At 49.7% G+C, this 19,660-nt stretch carries 13 protein-coding genes; 7 read left to right on the top strand and 6 right to left on the bottom strand.

Annotation, left to right across the window (positions count from 1 at the left end):
• Positions 1-203: 203 nt before the first annotated feature.
• Complete coding sequence (locus FYZ48_RS01335) at positions 204-1,142, top strand: carbonic anhydrase (RefSeq protein WP_149336724.1); 939 nt, start codon at positions 204-206, stop codon at positions 1,140-1,142.
• A 904-nt stretch (positions 1,143-2,046) separates the two neighbouring features.
• On the opposite strand, the gene FYZ48_RS01330 is transcribed toward FYZ48_RS01335, so the two are convergent.
• Positions 2,047-3,318: an OprO/OprP family phosphate-selective porin gene (locus tag FYZ48_RS01330; protein WP_149336722.1), complete on the bottom strand. Its 1,272-nt coding sequence runs from the start codon at positions 3,316-3,318 to the stop codon at positions 2,047-2,049.
• Positions 3,319-4,029: 711 nt separating this feature from the next.
• Here FYZ48_RS01330 and FYZ48_RS01325 point away from each other — a divergent pair.
• The gene (locus tag FYZ48_RS01325; protein WP_149336720.1) at positions 4,030-5,388 is read left to right on the top strand and encodes a two-component system sensor histidine kinase NtrB; all 1,359 of its coding nucleotides are present in this window, start codon (positions 4,030-4,032) and stop codon (positions 5,386-5,388) included.
• Positions 5,385-6,746 (top strand): sigma-54-dependent transcriptional regulator, encoded by a 1,362-nt coding sequence (locus tag FYZ48_RS01320; protein ID WP_149336718.1) that lies wholly within the window; start codon positions 5,385-5,387, stop codon positions 6,744-6,746. The genes FYZ48_RS01325 and FYZ48_RS01320 overlap by 4 nt, the downstream gene beginning before the upstream one ends.
• A 65-nt stretch (positions 6,747-6,811) precedes the next feature.
• Here FYZ48_RS01320 and FYZ48_RS01315 read toward each other — a convergent pair whose 3' ends face one another.
• The 3 genes from FYZ48_RS01315 to FYZ48_RS01305 form a co-directional block, all read right to left on the bottom strand.
• Positions 6,812-8,269 (bottom strand): DUF1501 domain-containing protein, encoded by a 1,458-nt coding sequence (locus tag FYZ48_RS01315; protein ID WP_149336716.1) that lies wholly within the window; start codon positions 8,267-8,269, stop codon positions 6,812-6,814.
• A 45-nt stretch (positions 8,270-8,314) separates the two neighbouring features.
• Positions 8,315-11,017: a PSD1 and planctomycete cytochrome C domain-containing protein gene (locus FYZ48_RS01310; RefSeq protein ID WP_149336714.1), complete on the bottom strand. Its 2,703-nt coding sequence runs from the start codon at positions 11,015-11,017 to the stop codon at positions 8,315-8,317.
• A 125-nt stretch (positions 11,018-11,142) separates the two neighbouring features.
• Entirely contained in the window at positions 11,143-12,615 is a 1,473-nt protein-coding gene (locus FYZ48_RS01305) for an Nramp family divalent metal transporter (protein WP_149336712.1), read from the bottom strand.
• A gap of 218 nt (positions 12,616-12,833) precedes the next feature.
• Between FYZ48_RS01305 and FYZ48_RS01300 the strand changes: the two genes are divergently transcribed.
• Entirely contained in the window at positions 12,834-14,075 is a 1,242-nt protein-coding gene (locus FYZ48_RS01300; RefSeq protein WP_149336710.1) for a sialidase family protein, read from the top strand.
• Here the strand turns inward: FYZ48_RS01300 and FYZ48_RS01295 are convergent.
• A complete protein-coding gene (locus FYZ48_RS01295) occupies positions 14,072-14,560 on the bottom strand; it encodes an SRPBCC family protein (RefSeq protein WP_149336708.1) in 489 nt (162 codons plus the stop codon). The two genes, FYZ48_RS01300 and FYZ48_RS01295, sit on opposite strands and share 4 nt — an antisense overlap.
• 241 nt (positions 14,561-14,801) lie before the next feature.
• Between FYZ48_RS01295 and FYZ48_RS01290 the strand changes: the two genes are divergently transcribed.
• Positions 14,802-15,569, top strand: a complete 768-nt coding sequence (locus tag FYZ48_RS01290; RefSeq protein WP_149336706.1) for an SDR family NAD(P)-dependent oxidoreductase — start codon at positions 14,802-14,804, stop codon at positions 15,567-15,569.
• A 66-nt stretch (positions 15,570-15,635) separates the two neighbouring features.
• On the opposite strand, the gene FYZ48_RS01285 is transcribed toward FYZ48_RS01290, so the two are convergent.
• Entirely contained in the window at positions 15,636-15,992 is a 357-nt protein-coding gene (locus tag FYZ48_RS01285) for a cytochrome c (protein WP_242022292.1), read from the bottom strand.
• 952 nt (positions 15,993-16,944) lie between these two features.
• Between FYZ48_RS01285 and FYZ48_RS01280 the strand changes: the two genes are divergently transcribed.
• Positions 16,945-17,433 carry a HEAT repeat domain-containing protein gene (locus tag FYZ48_RS01280; RefSeq protein ID WP_149336701.1) on the top strand — a complete coding sequence of 163 codons (489 nt, stop codon included), beginning with the start codon at positions 16,945-16,947 and terminating at the stop codon, positions 17,431-17,433.
• Positions 17,434-17,559: 126 nt separating this feature from the next.
• The gene (locus tag FYZ48_RS01275; protein ID WP_187781819.1) at positions 17,560-19,524 is read left to right on the top strand and encodes an outer membrane protein assembly factor BamB family protein; all 1,965 of its coding nucleotides are present in this window, start codon (positions 17,560-17,562) and stop codon (positions 19,522-19,524) included.
• Positions 19,525-19,660 lie beyond the last annotated feature (136 nt).

The following is a 19,660-nucleotide window of genomic DNA, read 5'->3' as shown; positions in this document are numbered from 1 at the left end:
CGGTATGCCTCTTGCAAGTAGAGGTAGTTAATGTCAGATCAAGCTGACTGACACACTTTAGATTTTCAATTATCGGTATCAAATACAAATAGATAGATCTGAATCGGGTAGTCTCTCGATGGTGTGCCCTGACCATCTGGGAGCGTTTGTAAACAGGGGATGTGTAAGGCGAAGCAGCTACCCGTTTTCAGGAGATTAATAAAATGGATTCCACATCATTGTCAAATACATGTCAGTGCGTCAAAGAATCACTGAACCATGGAAATATGGAATTTGTGGAAACACTGCGCTGCGAGCAACAGCTGATGGAGGAAGCTTTGAGTAGGGGCGACACTCCTGCCACTACAAGCCCTGTAGAATTCAAACAGAGTTATATCGAGCAGCTTGGGGCTTTGGGTGAAATTCCACCACAAACTCCTCGTGCTGCTGTATTAGCCTGTTCTGATGCTAGAGTGCCCGTTCTGGATATTTTTAATCAACGTCCTAATGAGGTTTATGAAATCCAGTTAGCAGGAAATGTGGCTTCTGCGGAATGTCTGGGGAGTCTGGCACACGCAGTTGAAAATCTACCGACGCTTGAGGGAGTTGTTGTGCTGGGACACACTGGTTGCGATGCAGTATCTGTAGCCGTAGATCAGTTTCTTTCTCCGCGACCGGAAATTACTGCAGCAGACAGTTCAATCCGATCCCTAGTTAATTCCATCATGCCTTCCATCGAAATTGCTGCATCAGCTCTGGGAAAGAAGACGCGATTCCTTTCTGGAAGTGTGCCCCGCTTCACGCTTGACCGAAATAAGCTGATCAAAACCGTCGTGTTTGTGAATGCTGCGGCGATGGCTTGGAAAATTCAGGAATTTGTCAACAGGCTGCAACGTGTTGTCCCGGTCTGGTATGGCATCTACGATCTGGCATCCTGTCGTATTCTGCATGTGGACCTGGAACGTCGCGATGGCTCCCTGCTGTTCGGACTGGGAAATGCTCCCGGTGTGATTGACCTCGACGATGTCGCCAGCAGTATGGCTCAGTATCTCTCAAAAATGGATAACTTTGATGCTGCCAGATTCTCGACAAAATCACTCGGGCCGCAGGAAAAATCTACCTGGGATACCCTTTCGATGAGGGAGCGAACTGCAAAAACATAAAACGATGTAATGTTAGAATACGGCTGAAAAACTTCACCAATGAATGAGTGGACTGTAAGCCGGACGACTCTCCATTTCGTTCATTTATGCCTCATCCACTCATTCATTTAAAACCAAGTTGTTGTAAAGACCATTGAGTAAAAAAGAAGAATCAGTGACTGATTCTGGTTCGATTATGTTTCTACTTGCGGAGTAAAACAGTTGGAAGATTATGGTCGTCGAAAAACTGTTTTGTTTCGCAAGATAAGAGGAGTCGTGTTCCGTCGTGCTGGTTCCTGAGTTAATCAGTTGCGCATTACCAATGCCCACGCAAGTGGGGGGTTCAGTCTTGTTCCTCGACTGGATATTTCGTAGTTTGCCGGTCACCTTCATGTGCTTACTTTGGCGGGTAGCTAGCATGATGGGTGGCTGGCGACTACGTGCTTAATCCGGGAGTCTGAACTTCGCGGCGGACACGTTCCTGTTATCTCAAAAAAGCAGCTCTGTAGATTAATTGCAGGGCTGCTTTTTCTATTTCTGCAGATGTTTTTGAATTCTGCTCTGAGGCCAGATAAGAATAGCCAGACCTTGTCCACTCTTTTTAAATCAGACCGAGAGGAAGGGGCTTCCCCAGTACCGTGAATTCAATACGACAGCTAGAAATACGCTTACATTTACCAGTGGATCGTTCTCGGGATGCAGTGTTAGTCCAGGGCATTAGCTTGTGAGCAAGCGAAATCATTGTGTTCGAAGAAATGAATCGCTCATGAGCCTCAGACATCATAGGCAGAATTTGTTCAAGCGATATGAATCAGTAAAAGAGCTGGTTCAAAATAAACCAGCTTGAGAAGAAATGCTCTGTGTGAGTGAACCAGGTCTTAGTTATTCAGGCTATGGTTGTGATACTTTGGACAACCAGGAATAATCAGAAATCAACCTGTGCACGAAGAGCAAAGATATCTGCATTCGAATTATTCACGACAGGTCCGTAAACGGCTGGACTGCTGTGAAGGAATGAATGAATATAGTTAAATTGAAATTTTGTGAACTGATTCAGATACCAGTTCAGTCCAAATGTTAAATCGGTCATTCGACCACCCTGGATTGATTTGTCATTCAAGTCAATATACGACCAGCGTCCTGCAATTTCCCACGCGCCACAGCCTCCATCGCGATTGAAGGGATCGAGTGGTTTGACGCGTCCAAAAACACCCCCCTTGCGATTATAGGCCCGGGTTTCTCCGGTCAGGAAATAGCCGAAATGAGCGTACGCTCCAGAAAAAGTGTCGACCTCGCCATTTCTCTGTTGCACGATGGAATACAGGACTTCTGATTGTGCATAAAATGACCCGATTGCATATGCAAGTTCAGCATCGAACAGGTGATAGTCTTGTGCTGAAATCAACCCCGTGTCTACAAAGGGAGGCACGGCACTCGGAACTCCAACCGGAACATTGGATCCGCCAGCCTCTGTCACGAAGACTTCGGGCTGGTTGCGGTATTGAATCAGGTTGTTGGCTGGGTTGGCGTAACTGTAGTCTGCCCCGATATGAACCAGCCCGTTTCCATCCCCATTATCAACGAGTAGATGAGTCAGTCGAGTGGCGAGTCCATAACCGCCGCTGTCACCGATATTCCCACCATAAGGGCCCGTGGGATAACGGAATCCTGAAATGGCGTAGGTTGACCGTTCGTCTTCTGTATTTCCGAAGTACATGGCACCAATCTGTCGGAATGGGAGAAAAGCGAAGGGGAGTGCGCGTTCCAGGAATGTCAGCTCTTTTACACTGGTTAATGCATCCATACCTATCGGTTGACGGTATTGTCCGACGCGTACCGTATTTCCCCCCAGGACGTCTCGCACTTCCAGCCAGACGTCCATGAATGAAGGGCGACCGGGAAAGGCAAAGTCCATTTCGAGCATGTAGCCTATATTTTCCCAGGCATCCCCAGTCGCAGCCAGACGGGCACGACGAAAATCAGCTCCGTTTTGAACATCTCCCACAGCCTGTATGTTCTTACTGTCCTGGCTGAACCAGACAGCATCTGCCTGGAAGAAGCCAGTGAGTCTGACTGTCGGGAAATCCTGAGGAGTATTCGAGTCTCCGAACATGTAGGGAGGCAGATCAGAATCGTATTCATCTGGGGCCTCCATCATGGGGTCGATTGCGGGCGGGGCGATATTCTGAACTGTCATGATCTGCTGCGACTTTAACTCATCGATCTGTCGCTGAAGATCTTGAAGCTGAGATGTGAGGTTTTCGTTTGTCTCGTGTACCTCAGGCAACTCGGCTTGAGTAGGGGAGACAAAAAAAACAAACAGGCCAGCTATCGCGACGATCCAATTTGAGAGGCAACGGAAGATGTGCGAAGGTTGCTTGACCGCGATTTTTAACGCTGGATAAGAGGATTCTGTCCCTGAATTGTGATTCCTGATCATGGCTGAGATTCCAATAAGGGCCATTCGAATTGGTGGATAATTTACCGCCTGGCATCAATCAGGACGGTTCACTATCTGATTTGGATTGCGATTTGCATTCCATTGATTTTAAAGACGGCAGGATATGTAAACTTTTCCTTTTTCATCGGTTTGGCCCTGATAGCGGCTGAGTTTTTCCTGCAAAATTTCGATTCTGCAGTTTTTGATTAAAGACATGCTGCAATGTCCTGCAGGGTGTCTGCAATAAGCTGCACATGAAAGGGTGGGTTAAGGCGAGGGATGAATTTAATTGAGAAATATCATAAACTGAATATAATGTCTTGTGAGCAAATTGATTGCGTTAAATCCATCGAGCAACAAATGCTTCTGCCTTCCTTCCTCGGTGCACCTATGAGTATGACCAGTCTTGTTTCAGTCCATTCCGGACGCTTTAGTCTGGATTTTTAGCCGGGGGCCGGAGTTCAACGGATGTTTCATGTTTACGAAACGCGGGTCAGCCGCGGTTTTCAACTGGCAATCGGGGGGCTGGCTTTACTGAGCCTTACCGGTCTGGTGGTGACGCTGTGGATTCTGGTCGATTTCCATCACGAGCAGGAAATCGTTGCCAAAATCATTCGTCACCTGCCCGACAGCGATCTGGCAGTTGCCCGGGAACTGGCGGGGGAACTGCGATTTCAGTCGCAATTATCGATTCTGTTGTTTCTCAACATTATTGTGACCGCGATTGCTCTAGTCCTGCTGGTGCGAGCTTATCTCAACAGTGAGCGCTCTCTCCGTGAAGTCAAAGTGATGGCCAGTGATGTTCTGGCAAGTATGGATCAGGGAGTACTGACGACGGACCGAGATGAGATCATCACAAGTATCAATCCCCGCGGACGCGAATTATTGAGCCTGGAAGAACCTGTCATTGGTCGCCCGCTCTCTGATGTGGGGGTCGAACATACGCTGTTATGCGTGATCTGCAGCCATGTGAATGCACATCATTCGCCCGTGCGGGACTGTGATTATACGATCAATCGTGATGGTCATGAACAGACTCTCAGGGCGGGTTGTAGTCTGTTGCGGAATGAACGCCAGGAAGAGCTGGGCACTGTACTCCACGTTCGTGACGTGACGGAACGCGCTTTAATGGAACAACGCCTGCGTCGCATGGAGCGCTATGCAGGTCTGGGTTCTCTCGCAACCGGGCTGCAGCATGAAATCAAAAATCCACTGAGTGCACTCTCTCTCCATGTGCAACTTCTTGAAGAGGCACTGGAGTCCCAGAATCGCTCTGACGAAATCGATGAAATGCTGGAAGTCATTCAAACCGAAGTCAAGCGACTGACTTCAGTACTCGAAGGGTTTCGTGATTATGCTTCGATGTCTGAACCAGGACGATCCCGTGTTGATTTAACCGCATTAATCAATAAACTGGTCCGCTTCATCAGACCACAGGCTGAGCAGCAGAAAGTGAAAGTAGAGGTGAAGCTGCCGCAGGAAAAGCCTCCAGAGATCATGGCTGATTCCGTTCACATCGATCAGGTACTTTTGAATCTGGCACTCAATGCTATACAGGCGATGCCGGGAGGCGGGGTAATGACGATCGGTCTGAATCAGGAGGGAGACTGGTTGAGAATCAGCATTACCGATACCGGGAAAGGAATCCCTGCCGAACTGCGAGAGCGAATATTCGACCCTTACTTCACGACGCGGCACGAAGGGACCGGCATGGGACTTGCACTATGTGAGAAGATTGTACGACAACACGATGGAACAATCGATTTCAACACGGGGCCGAGTGGTACCTCGTTCTCAGTTTTATTGCCAGCAAGTGGGACAGCATGAATACAGACGGTTTCGGAATTTTAATCATTGATGATGAGCCCAACATTCGCTCCGGGCTTGCCAAGGGCTTGGCGAAAGAGGCGGATGTTCTGGAGACAGCCCAGGATGCTGAGGATGGGCTCGCTAAATTTCGTGAAGGAACTTATCAACTGGTCATCGCCGATGTGCGCTTACCGGGTGAAATGGATGGGCTGGAATTGATTGAACAGATCCTCCGCAGCAGTCCCCAGACAACAACCATCGTGATCACCGCCCATGGTACCGTGGAGACGGCAGTCAAATCGATGCGGCTTGGGGCATTTGATTTTATTACCAAACCGCTGGATCTCGATTTGATTCGACATCAGGTCCGTAAGGCCCGCGAACATTACCGGCTGCAGATTGAAAACCGCGAATTGCGTAATCGTCTGGTTAACGCTGGAGAAGTTTCCAATATCATTGGTAACTGTGCGGCCATGCATGATGTATTCCAGCAGATTCGCCAGGTGGCTGCCACGGATGCTACGATTCTGATTCAGGGAGAAAGTGGTACTGGAAAAGAGTTGATTGCCAGGGCCGTCCATGATTTGAGTAATCGGAGTAGTGGCCCATTCGTGGCAGTCAATCTGGGAGCAATGCCGGAAACACTGCTGGAGAGTGAACTCTTCGGTCATGAAAAAGGATCCTTCAGCGGAGCGACGCGACAGAAGCCCGGATGTTTTGAACAGGCACAGGGCGGTTCCCTGTTCCTGGATGAAGTGACAGAAATGCCTGCCAAAAGTCAGGTCGATCTGCTCCGTGTGCTGGAAACTCAACAATATATGAGAGTTGGTGGAGAAGAGGTTCTCACCAGTGATGCACGCATTATTTCAGCCACGAACAAAGCTGTCGAGCCTTTGATCGAAGATGGAACCTTCCGTGAGGATCTGTTTTATCGCCTGAACGTCATTCCCATTCATATCCCCGCACTGCGTGAGCGTCGCGATGATATTCCTTTGTTGATCGAACATTTTCTGACACATTTCTGCCAGCGGCATAATCGACCGTTGAAGACTGTTTCACCCGAGGCCATGCGAATCTTTGTGACTGCCCGCTGGCCCGGTAATGTGCGCCAGTTACGAAACGTTATCGAACGGCTGGTAGTTACACTACCGGCAGATTTGATTGAGGCCCCAGATCTGCCAGTGGAGTTGAGTCCAACTCCTGCCTCTGATTCCGCGCACGTGAAGACACTGGCAGAGGTAACTGAGGACGCTGAAAAAGAAGCGATCACGACAGCACTCGCAGCCTGCGATTATCACCGTGAAAAGACGGCCAAGCTGCTGGGGGTCAGTGTGCGTACGCTGCACTACAAAATGAGTCGTTACGGGCTACATTAAGAGTGCGTTTATCAAGTCCCTTGCTTAAGCTGTATCCCCGGTTGGGGGCCAGTCTCTGTCAGGTATCAGGCCAAAATCTCTGTGATAACTCGGGGTTCGTTACCGACACCTGTCAGGCGTTCTTTGAGTCCATTGCGTTCGATGAAAAGCTCTTCGTGATTCAGGCCAAGCAGGTGCAGCATCGTGGCGTGCCAGTCGGGAACACTGACCCGGTTTTCCACGGCGGCGAATCCCAGTTCATCGGTTTCACCTAGAACCAGGCCCCGTTTCACACCGCCGCCTGCCATCCAGGTGCAGAGCGCGTTTTTATTATGATCGCGGCCTGATTTGCGTGCATCTTTATCGGGTGACAGCTGAGCTATGGGGAGCCGACCCATTTCTCCCCCCCACATCACCAGGGTCTCATCCAGGAGTCCGCGCTGCTTGAGATCCTGCAGAAGTGCTGCAACTGGTTTATCTGTTCTCCGGCAGGCTGATTTCAAGCTGGAGGCGATCGCATTATGTGAGTCCCAGATCTGACTATTAATAAACAACTGAATAAAACGAACGCCACGCTCGATAAGCCGACGTGCAATCAGGCAGCGACGCCCGTAGGATTCCGTAACCGGCTCATCAATCCCATACATTCTCTGTGTCTCAGCCGTTTCCTGGGAAAGATCAAGTGCATCGGAGGCGGCAATCTGCATGCGGGCCGCCAAGGCATAGGTTGAAAGTCGTGCTTCAAGTTGATGCTGGTGCTGGTGTCGACGCTGGTGAATCTGGTCCAGTCGTGAAATCAGATTCCGTTCCAATTCTGAAACTGCCGGTGGACGCTCAAATTCCGGTTTCAGATTCAAGACAGGTGAACCAGTTGCACGAAAACGGGTTCCCTGGTGTTGTGCAGGCAGGAAACCCGCCTGCCAGTTTTCGATACCGTTAACGGGCAGTCCCAGTGGATCATCCAGTACAACATAAGCGGGCAGGTTCTGGTTCTCACTTCCCAGTCCATAGGAGACCCAGGCACCCAGGGCGGGGTGACCAGTGAATTCGCTGCCTGACTGAATTTTATAAAGTGCTGGTTCATGAGTCAGATTAGTCGTATACATCGAACGAATCATCGTGATTTCATCGACCTGTTTCGCCAGGTGAGGCATGACATCAGAGACCCACATTCCCGATTCACCGTGCTGGGCGAATTGGAATGGACTCTTCATTAAGGCTCCCGCACGTTCCGGAAATTCGACTTCGCCTGCGATCTGTTTGAAGTGTTCTTTGCCGTGCAGTTTGTCGAGCATCGGTTTGGGGTCAAACAGGTCCATCTGGCTGGGACCGCCGTTCATAAATAGATGAATGACAGATTTGGCCCGGGGCCTGTGGTGAGGACCGGATAAAAATTGATGTTTTTTCGTTTCAGGAGCTGTAGACTCGGCATACAGGTCCTGCTGCAGGAGCCAGGTTAATGCAGCGCCTTGGAGTCCCGTTGCGACTTGCTCAAAAAAACTGCGTCTGTTTACATGATTTTCGCTCAGTTGTTCCTGTTTCATGTCTGACATTCGTTCTCTGAAATATTCAGTTTGAGGTTTTCTGATTCAATCGATGTATTGGAATTCAGCCAGATTGAATATCGCGTGACAGTAACTGCTTAATGCTTTTTCTACGCTGGTTGAGGATGTCTGCTTATCTTTCCGTTGAGTACTCCACTTTTCTTCCAGCAACTGAAGCGTTTCCAGGCCGATTCTGGTTTCCTCAGGATCTGGTGCTCGGCCCAGTGCTCTCAGGTAGATCTGCTGGATCTGTTGCTCTCTGTCTTCACCGACTGTGTGTTGAATATGTTCAGCAAAGTAGACCGCAAGCTGGTGGATCATCTTGTTATTCATGAGATGCAAAGCCTGAGGAGCCACCAGGGATTCCCCACGCTGAATACAGTTAGGTCCCATTTGAGGGAAATCAAAGTTTTCCAGTAGGGTGGGAATTTTGGTGCGACGCTGTAAAACGTAGATACTTCTGCGCCATCCAGCTTTACCCCGCCGGGATGTCACCAGACCATCGGCGCGTGCCTCAACAGGATCTGCCGGTCCGAACGGGGTTTCGTCCAACTGACCGCAGATTAACAGAAGAGAATCGCGGAGAACCTCCGCTTCCATTCGTTTGAGAGGCATTCGGGACAGGAGGCTTCCCGTAGGGTCGAGTCGGGCTGCTTCGTCGGAAATGTCAGAAGACTGTCGATAAGTACTGGAGGTGACGATCAGCTTGTGGAGGGCCTTCATACTCCAGTTCTGTTGAACAAATTCGGTTGCCAGCCAGTCAAGGAGTTCCGGGTGTGTCGGGCGCTCTCCTGCACGGCCAAAGTTTCCAGGTGTATTGACAATGCCCCGTCCAAAATGATGTAACCAGATTCGATTGACCATCACCCGTGCTGTCAGTGGGTGATTGGATTGAGTCAGCCAGCGGGCGAAGAGCAGTCGACGTCCGACGGGCTTTCCATTAGCGGATACTTGATCAAATTTAATTGATTTATTCGCACTGGTTAAGACAGCAGGCACACCTGGTTCGACCGGTCGACCCGGTGTGAGATAGTTTCCTCGTTTATAGATATAGGTGGGCGATGGGGACTCTCGGGACCAGAGGGCGCGAATCCGAGGGGCTGGCCAGTGTTGGTCCTTGAGGTCGGCGATCTGTTTTTTAACTTCTGTACTTTTCTGTTGATAGTCCGGTTTAGTCGTATCCAACTGGGTAAGTTCTTTTTGTAGTAGCCCCTGTTGTCGAGACAGTTGGCGTTCGTGTTCCTGATATTTCTGATGTTCTTCCTGACTGACATGAGACAGGGTACGAGGGCCCTGTGATTTTAACCAGTCATGTTCATCAAAGGCCGCCTTGAAAATAGCTGTCAGGCGGTAATAGTCGCTTTGCGGAATCGGGTCAAATTTATGCGAGTGGCAGCGGGCGCATTTGATGGTCAACCCCATGACGGCTGAACCCAGGATCTGAATTTCATCTGAGATGACTTCAAGCCGATCCGGGACGAAATTGGTAATGTTGGCGAAGGTTCTGTCGGGAGCTGTTCGCAAAAAACCGGTGGCGACCAGGCAGTCATAGACTTCGGATGTGATATTTCCGGACTGGTAATCGACAAGTTCGTCGCCGGCGATCTGTTCCTGCAGGAATCGTGAATAGGGTTTATCCTCATTCAATGCGCGGATCACGTAGTCACGATAGCGATACATATGAGGACGCAGCTTATCTTCATTTTGCGCACCTTCCGAATCTGCATAACCGACAGCATCCAGCCAGTGTCTGGCCCAGCGCTCACCATAACGAGGGGAAGCCAGCAGGCGGTCCACCAGGTTTGCATAAGACTGGGGATCATCATCGTTTAAAAACTTGTCGATTTCTTCCGGAGTGGGGGGCAGCCCTGTTAAATCAATCGACAGTCGGCGGATCAGCGTGCGTTTGTCTGCTGGAGGAGCTAATGTAAGCCCCTTGTCTTCGAGCTTTTTGATAATGAATGCATCAATGGGATTCTGCACTCGGTGCTGCTGTTTCACATGAGGAGGTTCAACTCGAACTGGAGGCTGAAAAGACCAGAATTGGCGATCCTCTTCGCTGACGAGAGTCTCTGATTCCGTCATCTCAGAATGATTAACCTCGGGGAGCCCCAACTGAATCCACTGGGAGAGTCGTTCCAGCTCATTCGCCTCCATCGGTTTGACACTGACAGAGACCAGTTTCCGCCTGGGAGGCATCTCGGCAGCTTTAATGCGTTGAATCAGCAGGCTCGCTTCTGGATTCCCTGAAACGACTACCGGGCCGGATTTGCCTCCCTGCATAATGGACTGTCTGGTTCTCAGGTCCAGGCCCGCCTCCTGGCGGCGGCCTCCATGGCAGGCAACACAGCGGAGATGGAGCAGAGGAAAGATATCATGTTGCGTTACCGCTGGTATGGTTTTGACGGATTCCCTGAAATGAGCACCTGTCTGAATCCATACGCGGATTGTCTCGCGCTCTGTTGCGCTGAGATGGTCTTTTTCGTCTGGAGGCATTTCATCAGCCTCGATCATCTGGAATAACAGGCTTTCATCAACAGCGCCTCCTTGCAGGATACGTCCAGATTCGCTGCCTTTAAGAATTCCCCGGGGAGTGCTTAGATCCAGCCCTGCTTTTTTTTCGCTGGGACCGTGACAGCGCACGCATTTATTATCCAGAATGGTACGAACACGGTTTTCGTAGAGGATCGGGGAATCAGGTTCTGCTGCATGGGAGAGACTGTGAGCACTAACCAGAAACAGCAACATCAATCCTGTTGAGATGGCTGTTGGTCTAAGAGGCATGCAGGATATTTTGATCAGCGGCAGAGAGGGCATGTCGAGATGCTCCAAAAATCTTTGAACGCTGCTGTTGGACTATAGTGTAGTTTTGCTCATTTAAGAGACAAATACAAGTCCCAGATGAACGCAGCAGACAGACTGCCATAGCAGATAGCACAGACAATCAGGGCAGCACGTCGCCAGATGGGGGGCCGAAGTTGTTGTGGCAGTAGTTTTGTGTTGATAATCAGGATCTGAACCGCCGCAACAGCCAGGACAGGACCTGCTACAGCGCCCAGGATTTTAAACAGGGAAATTGCGTGTCCCCAGTGTACGGCAAACAGACCCCAGACTGTGGCTATCATCAGGAATAGATAATAGAGCCGACTGACACTCATCTTACGACGTTCCCGCAACTGGGGGCTGGCTACCCAGACGATATCCGTTACCGTTCGAATGAGCACATCGGTGTTACTGAGGTGAGTTGACATCAACACCCAGAATCCGTTCAACAGGGCCAACCACCAGAAACCAGTCCAGAGTTGTTCTGCCATGAAACGTGCCTGAAATGCTCCCGCAGCCAGATGCTCCATATTAGTGTTTTCCGGAATGACTGCGGTTGCGAGATTCACATTCAGAAACATGCCGACCAGGCAACCCAGCCCCCAGAGCCAGACCTGGTCTGCGGAGACGTATTTCCACCAGGAACGCCAGTGATTCAGGTTTTCCTCAGTGAGGGGAAACACTTTTCCGACTGGTGAGAGCTGCATTTCACTGTGGCTGAAAGCACTGGTAATCGATCCGACTTTGGCGCCCATGCCGAAGCCTTTATCGCGATACCAGTTGGTTATTACCAGATTACCGATGCCCCCGGAGCCAGCTGTTGCTGCAAACGTGGCTAAAAGAAGCGGATCCAGATTGGCAGGGAGCGAGCCAAACTGGACAAATCCAGAGAGTGTTTTTAACCAGTGTGAGAAGGGAACAAACAGCAGGTTGACGGTAATCAGAAAGGAAAAGATGAAGGTAATCATCACCCAGGAAAAGTACTCCAGCATTCGCTCAATTGTTTTTCCAGAGAGTAGAATAGCTACCGTAATTGCAATTACCAGGTATGTCAGCAGATGAAGTGCCGTCGCATCTCCGTCACCGGCAATCCGACCGGCAAAGGTTGCGAAGAGGACTGAGGCGCATCCGGCTGCCAGAGCCGGCACTCCCAGTTGCGCTACGGTAGCAAAGATGTAACCACTCGCCCAGAACTTAGATCCGGGACGCAAACGCATAATACCTACCAGAATGGGTTCTCCGGTATAGAGTGTGTAACGAATTGCCTCCAGATTAAATAAAAGCTGAAGAGCAATCGCGACTGTCGCAATCCAGAGAATACTCATACCGTATTTGACAGTTATCGTAGGACCAATCAGCCACTCGCCACCACCAATGGAACCAGCGAGCAGGATGGCCCCCGGGCCGATCGTACGAAACAGATTGCGAATTGAAAAAGGAGGTGGGGCTGGCAGATCCTCTTCGCTCCAGGGAGCGAGATCGCCAGTGATCCTTGCAGATTGAGGACTATTGTTGTTGCTCATTTCAGTCTCGCTGATACCCTCAGTGCTTTGTTTCCGTGTTTTCAATATGGCATGACTCTAACAGATTGTTAAACATCAGCAAGGTTTTATTTGATTCCTGGGCGGCACGGAGTCTCAATGTGAAGTTCGCGCCTGGTTGTCGGTCTTGTGATTTGCCATAATGATCACAGGCAAAGAATTGTCTTTTGAGTCATTCAATAAAACAGGGCATCAGTTTTATGAAACATTCGATTATTGTTGCAGGTGTTTGCGGGCTCTTGTTCGGTGCGGGACTCTTTGCAGCCGAACCCCAAACGAAGTCGGTAAATCAAATCGAGCGTATGGAAAAGATTGCCGATCTGGCGCTGATTCCTCCTGCTCTGAATACGTCTCCACTACCTGAATATGGCTACGATAAGCTCGATTACGGCATGACAATTGGGATTGAACGTACCCCGGGAGGGCGTCTCTGGGCCTGCTGGGTAGCTGGTGGCGATAGTCCTAAGGCGTTTTTTGTGCTGGCCACAAGTGATGATGATGGAGAGACCTGGTCACAACCCCGTTTGGTCCTCGATTCACATTCAGCTGATTTGCCCATGGATCGCAGTATTCTAGTAGGAAATCTCTGGACCGATCCGGAAGGACGTTTGTGGCTTATATTTGATCAGTCAATGCACATGTTTGACGGGAGAGCTGGGGTTTGGGCCACCGTTTGTAGTAACCCCGATGCTGACGTACCGGTCTGGTCTGAGCCGCGTCGTATCTGGCATGGGGTCACACTGAATAAACCAACGGTACTCTCCAATGGAGAATGGATGCTACCGATTTCCCTCGATCAGCGGGAAGGTTTCGGTCCTTTCAAGGGATGTTTTAAAGAACTGGATCCTGTACGAGGCGCAAATGTGTTTGTATCCACTGATAAAGGGGCAACCTGGAATCGCAGGGGGGCCGCGCGGTTTCCCAATCCGGACTGGCACGAACACATGATCGTCGAACGTAAAGACGGTACTCTCTGGATGCTGGCCCGGACCAGTAAAGGTATTATGCAGACAACATCCCGGGATGGTGGACTAACCTGGGCGAAGCCTTCATTACCTCCCCAGATCAAACAGCCCAATGCCCGCTTTCACATCCGCCGGTTAGCCTCGGGTCGACTGCTATTAATCAAGCATGGTGACAAAATTGATGCGCACAAGGGTCGGGTTCAATTGAGTGCCTGGTTATCAGAGGATGACGGCATGACCTGGCAAGGAGGACTGGTGCTGGATGAACGGAAGGGAATTTCCTATCCCGATGGATTTCAGGCACCGGATGGAACAATTTATATTTCGTATGATCGGAACCGTTCCACAGACGGAGAAATCCTGCTGGCCCGCTTTACTGAGCAGGATATCATGGCTCGCAAACTGAACGGGCCGAAATCCCGACTCAAGATTCTGATCAGCCGGGCGACGCCTTCTGACAAGTCAAAAGATGACTAACCCTGTTGGCTGGTCGTTGCAAACTCTAAATTCTTGAGCCGCTCCAGTCTGTATTTGAAAATCCGTTCGACATCGCCTTGCACGAAAAGGCGATTGATGAGAGCACCTCCATAAACGGAATATGTCACATGGTCCCTGGCCAGCGTACCATCGGTCTGTTCTTCAAATGTGTGTAGATGCCTCCACAAGCGATAGGGGCCCTTGAGTTGTGTATCGACAAACCGGACTCCGGGGACCCATTCAGTGATTTCTGTCCTCCAGCGAAGCGGGATTCCGTGCAGCTTGAGTTGATAGTCAATTAAGGCACCAGCCTGCATCTCAATCGGTCCCGGGGTGATGATTTTGAAATTCAGCCAGGGGGGAGTAATGGTTTCGAGATTCTCAGGTTGCGCAAAGAAGTCGAAAACCTCCTTAATGGGGCAGGGGATGAAGATCTCAGTTTCCAGTTCATAATTCCCCGAGGGATTTCTTCTAATATTCAGCATGTCTGTTGCGATCCTGCCAGGCTTGTCGATGTGAAGGCAAAAAATGATGTTTCAGGGATTGAAATACGCCATCAGCCGACTATCAAACTGACAGTAAAATACCCATGCAAACTAAGGGATTATTGTCCTGAGTGGTGAAAAAAGTAGGGTTTTATTATCAGATTTGTTGAATCCCCCATCTGGAAATGCTCAACTCACACAATTTTCCTGACGAATTGTGATTTAATAATTGGAACAAGGTATGTCTGTTACTGTTGGCGATGCACAAAACTATGTGATACTGGGATCAACTGGATCCGTAGGATCTGAACTCAGCCAACGACTGGTTAAAGCCGGACAGAAAGTGATGCTGGGGGGGCGTGATCAGGAGAAACTGAACCGATTATCCACGGAACTGGACTCTCCTACATGCAGAATTGAAGCCACTCAGCCGCAGACCATTGATGAATGCCTGAAACAGGCAGAAGCGAATCTTGGAAGTGTCGACGGCGTTGTGAACTGTATTGGTTCTGTGTTGTTGAAACCCGCTCACCTGACCTCAGATGAGGAATGGGCTCAAACGCTTTCCGTGAATCTGACATCCGCTTTCATAACAGTTCGGAGTGCTGCTCAGGTCATGCGTAAGAATGGTGGCTCGGTTGTTTTGATCTCATCCGCTGCAGCCCGAGCTGGAATCGCAAACCATGAAGCCATTGCTGCTGCCAAGGCTGGGATAGCCGGTTTAACCCTGTCAGCAGCCGCTACCTATGCCAGCCGAGGGATTCGAGTCAATGCCGTGGCTCCCGGTCTGGTCAAATCGAATATGACTCGTCATTTGTGGGAGTCAGAAGCAGCGGAAGCGACTTCGATTTCGATGCATGCCCTGGATCGACTGGGGGAGCCAGCTGATGTCGCTTCGCTGATAGAATGGCTGGTGAACCCGGAGAACAGTTGGATGACGGGTCAGATTCTGGGAATCGATGGTGGGTTGGCTTCTGTGATTCCACGACCGAGACAGAAGAGTGGTTGAAAAAATGCCTGGCAAGAATTTCGGTCCCTGTCAGGCATTTTATATTTTTAGAGTTTGTCAATAGACTTAAGGAGCCAGCTGATGTTCGCCATCTGCAAAATCCTGGTGGCAGGCGTTGCAGTTTTTCAGCATGGCCTCGTAATGCTTGCGAGCAACTTTGAAGTCTCTGGCTTTCGCTGCTTTATAAAGCAGTCCACCTTCCTTACGAACATTCACGCTGTGTGTATTCCAACTGGTGCCGTTATCTTTCAACTCATGCAGAAGCAATAAATTCCCACCTTCAGCCAGGATCAGGGCATCTGATTTGATGGATTTCCAGGCCTTGCGGTTTTCAGGTTCTGTCGCGATGGACTGCTTAAGCCGTTTGTAGGTCGGCTGGAAGACATATTCCATGAATTCGTGCATATCGGGTTCAACGGGCACACCCGCTTCAGATTTCTTCGAATCTGGTCCAGCGAGAGTCTGTGTTGACTGTGACCATACCAGGGCGGTTCCCAACCCCAATAGAACAATAGTTCCGAACAATGATTTTCGATTAATTCTCTGCATTTGATTCTCTCTAAATTTAAATGAAACGAAATTTCAGATTGGATATTACATTTCCTGCAGACTTAATCTCCCAGGATGAAAAAATAACAGCTAACTCTGAGTAAGGCGATGTTAGATTAATTGAACATTCAGTTGCATAAAGAGGGGACAGCCGATTTCTGAAAGATGCTGAATCGGGATTGATGTAGTCTGACTTGCTGAATTGCCATCTACGTTACAAAGAATTCGCCTCAGACTACCCGATTCGAATTGATTTTGCTGATTGAGTCGTTTCTTACAAGCGTCACCACTTTCTCCCACTACAGGAAATGCATTAATGAAACCTGAAACGGGTAGCGGCAGGGGGGAATGGGAGTGCCAACTTCTGAGAAGAAGGGGAGAGTGGTCGCATGCATGGTAAAGTCGTAGATGGGTGGCGAGTTCAGTTTCAGCCATTCCCTGGTGTGAATGTCCACCCGGGAGAGGAAAACAAATGGAAAGCAGAATCAATGCAATTCTCAAAAATCTGCTGGGGACGTAGGTCATACAAATCGCCTGATGGGTCTCGGTAAATCGTTCGAGTATATTTCTCAGATGACATCTTTGCCAGGTTAAATCTTAATTATCCCTGGTGCTGATCACAACTGATTCCCGTCTGCACTTCGTGATATTCAATTAGTCAAGACGGGGCTGACAGGTTCCTTCTGCCGTTCTTTGCTCAGTATAGACTGGTGTACTTTGTTGAAGGCATGGTAAAATCAGGATGTTTTGGTAGGATTAGAGTAATGTTTAATTCGACCTTTGGAGAATATTGATTTTCTTAAGAACAGCATCAGGAGGCAGATCAATGGCAGGCAACGAAAGTCAACTCACAGACTGGATTTCTCAGCTCGACAGCTCTGATGGAGAGATCAGACAGTCAGCGCGTCATCAATTAGTTCAAGCAGGATCAGATGCGGTCCCGGCTTTGATCAATGCGCTGCATCATTCTTCCGAAACAATGCGCTGGGAGGCAGCCAAGGCGCTGGGGGAAATCAGAGACCCTGCTGCAGTCGAACCATTGATCGAGATCCTGGCAGACGACGACAGTGTGAGGTTTGTTGCTGCTTCTGCTTTAATTGGAATGAATAACGATTCTGTGCCTGCCCTCTTACGTGCGCTGATTAATGAACCAGCCCGGTTCCGGGACGGTGGTTGTTTTGTGTTGCATCATCTGGCATCAGATGACGAAAAACTACGTGAGCCGTTGACCCCTGTGGTTGAAGCGCTGATGTCGCTTGATTCGTCTCTGCTGGTTCCGGTTGAATCCGAAAAGGCTCTTTCAAAGCTGAAGTAGCCTGTTCGATTTATCAATTCCCGCACCTTCATTTCAGCAGGTCTGCCTGTGAAATGTTCTTTGTGCAGAAAGAAACGGTCAGAACAGGATCTGCTAACCATCAGGATGCAGATCCTGGGGGCGGTTTTGTTTCTGTTTTTCTTTATTACGACACGAGGTCAGGCGAGCGATCCTAATCCCTTTTTACCCTCTGGTGTGGAAGATCGTGGATGGCCTGATGTTCGGGGCGCTGATTTTGATGCGCATTCTCCGGAAATAAATCTGGCGGACAACTGGTCTGAAGAGGGACCTCCAGTTCTGTGGGTTAAAGAACTGGGGCAGGGATATTCTGCTTTCGTCGCCCAGGGGAATCGCGTCTATACCCAGGCCCAGACTTTACAGGGACAATACGTGTATTGTCTGGAGGCCAAAACGGGAAAAACGATCTGGCAATACCGTTATGACTGGCCTTATGAACTGGCGGGCGTTTATCCCGGACCAAGGGCAACCCCCACGCTGGCTGATGGAAAGGTTATTTTTGCGGCACCCAGTGGACTTATCGGCTGTCTGGATGCGAATCGGGGGAAACTGATCTGGTCCAGAAATGTATTGGAAGAGTTTCACGGTACGGGGGGAGACGGATTTGGTTATGCCTGTTCGCCGACAGTCGTGGACCAATTGGTCATCTTACCAGTGGGCGGTCCAGACGCCAGCCTGGTTGCTCTGAATCTCAACGATGGGAAGACCGTCTGGCAGGCAGGCAATCGACCTGCCAGTTACTGTCCAGCATTTCCGATTGAACGTAAGGGGCAAAAACTGGTGGTGGGTTATCTGGAGAACGCCCTGGTTATCCATGATTTGCAGACAGGAGAGCTGCTGCTCGAGCATGAGTTATCCGAAGGGTATGACGAGCACTCCGCCTGGCCCCTTTATCGAGAACCGTACCTCTGGCTCGCTGCTCCATTTCGTTCTGGCTCTCAGTTACTAAAACTGCCGGATCAGTTTCCACACTCAGAACCGTTGAAAACAGTCTGGCGTTCTCGTGTGATGTCCAATGATGTGTTATCGAGTGTGCTGGTGGATGGGAGGATATACGGTTTTGATATTTTTGATCAACAGTCAAAAACACAACGTCCTTCTCGAGGTAAGTTTCGTTGTATTGATTTTTTGACAGGTGAAGAATTATGGGAGCAGGGATCTGGACGCCCCGAACGATCGAATAATGACATCTCTGATGAACTGGGACAATCCGGCATCATTGTCGCTGATGGAAAACTGATTCTACTGAATGAACGAGGCGAGTTGATCCTGCTTCGTCAGAATTCCGAGCAATGTGATATTATGGCTCGATGTTCGGTTCTTTCTGGGGAATTAACCTGGACGCCCCCCGTGCTGTACCGTGGTTGTGTATTTATTCGAAACCAATCCCGCGCTGCCTGTGTTTATATCGGGAATCCTGATCTGTTACCAACCGATCAGGCTACATTGAATCTGGCTGACATTCCGCAGGAAGCTTACTACGACTGGGCGGGACAGATTCTGTCCGTGGAGCCGGAGTACGCTTTTGATTTGCCTTCGACGGAATGGCTTATCAGCTGGTACTGCTGGTCTCTCGGGTTACTGATCATCAGCCTGATGCTGGCCGCGGTCCCACTCTGGTGGATACCAGCTCAGCATCGAAGGCGAGTGTGGATCCGTTCATACCGCTTCATTGCATTTCTAGCTGGTGCACTGGGAACCACCTGGATCAGTCTCTGGTATCAGGATTTTATTTTCACGTGGCCGTTGTGTCTCTATATTGCGACCGAGCCTGTGCTGGAGTCTGTCCAGTTTCGCAGGGAAGGGCAACGGGCTGCTTTCTGGCGAGATTATGGGCCACTGATCGGTTTACTTGGGGTATTTACTTTCTACTTTTTAATCTGTCGTCGGCTGAGCCTCGTCTTCGAATGGGCGTTCCTGGCGGGACCCATCGGGGCGTTACCTGCAGGTTGCTCGGAATGGTATTTGAAACCTCAGACACCGCTACAGGTGTGCTTCGCTTTGCTATTGAAGCTGATTACATTTACCTGTTTTTATGCTAGTGGAGTTTTCGTCCTCTGGCTGCGTTATTGATCTCTAAAAGGAGATTCATATTACTGCACTCCATTTAGAATAGGGCTTTTATCAGCAGACAGGCGAACGGCTTATTCTCAATACGGAAATCTGATGAATTCCTGTAAGTGTCGATTTTTAAAATGCTTACGCCCAA

The sequence above is a fragment of the Gimesia chilikensis genome, from assembly GCF_008329715.1.
Taxonomy (GTDB): domain Bacteria; phylum Planctomycetota; class Planctomycetia; order Planctomycetales; family Planctomycetaceae; genus Gimesia; species Gimesia chilikensis.
The sequence above is the reverse complement of the archived record's forward strand: the minus strand, read 5'-3'. Positions and strand labels throughout refer to the sequence as shown.

Excerpts from the sequence above, each read along its gene's own strand:
- FYZ48_RS01305 (WP_149336712.1), bottom strand. The coding sequence starts at position 12,615 with ATGAGCAACAACAATAGTCCTCAATCTGCAAGGATCACTGGCGATCTC.
- FYZ48_RS01330 (WP_149336722.1), bottom strand. The coding sequence starts at position 3,318 with ATGACAGTTCAGAATATCGCCCCGCCCGCAATCGACCCCATGATGGAG.
- FYZ48_RS01300 (WP_149336710.1), top strand. The coding sequence starts at position 12,834 with ATGAAACATTCGATTATTGTTGCAGGTGTTTGCGGGCTCTTGTTCGGT.
- FYZ48_RS01320 (WP_149336718.1), top strand. The coding sequence starts at position 5,385 with ATGAATACAGACGGTTTCGGAATTTTAATCATTGATGATGAGCCCAAC.
- FYZ48_RS01290 (WP_149336706.1), top strand. The coding sequence starts at position 14,802 with ATGTCTGTTACTGTTGGCGATGCACAAAACTATGTGATACTGGGATCA.
- FYZ48_RS01315 (WP_149336716.1), bottom strand. The coding sequence starts at position 8,269 with ATGAAACAGGAACAACTGAGCGAAAATCATGTAAACAGACGCAGTTTT.
- FYZ48_RS01310 (WP_149336714.1), bottom strand. The coding sequence starts at position 11,017 with ATGTTGCTGTTTCTGGTTAGTGCTCACAGTCTCTCCCATGCAGCAGAA.
- FYZ48_RS01280 (WP_149336701.1), top strand. The coding sequence starts at position 16,945 with ATGGCAGGCAACGAAAGTCAACTCACAGACTGGATTTCTCAGCTCGAC.
- FYZ48_RS01295 (WP_149336708.1), bottom strand. The coding sequence starts at position 14,560 with ATGCTGAATATTAGAAGAAATCCCTCGGGGAATTATGAACTGGAAACT.
- FYZ48_RS01325 (WP_149336720.1), top strand. The coding sequence starts at position 4,030 with ATGTTTCATGTTTACGAAACGCGGGTCAGCCGCGGTTTTCAACTGGCA.
- FYZ48_RS01335 (WP_149336724.1), top strand. The coding sequence starts at position 204 with ATGGATTCCACATCATTGTCAAATACATGTCAGTGCGTCAAAGAATCA.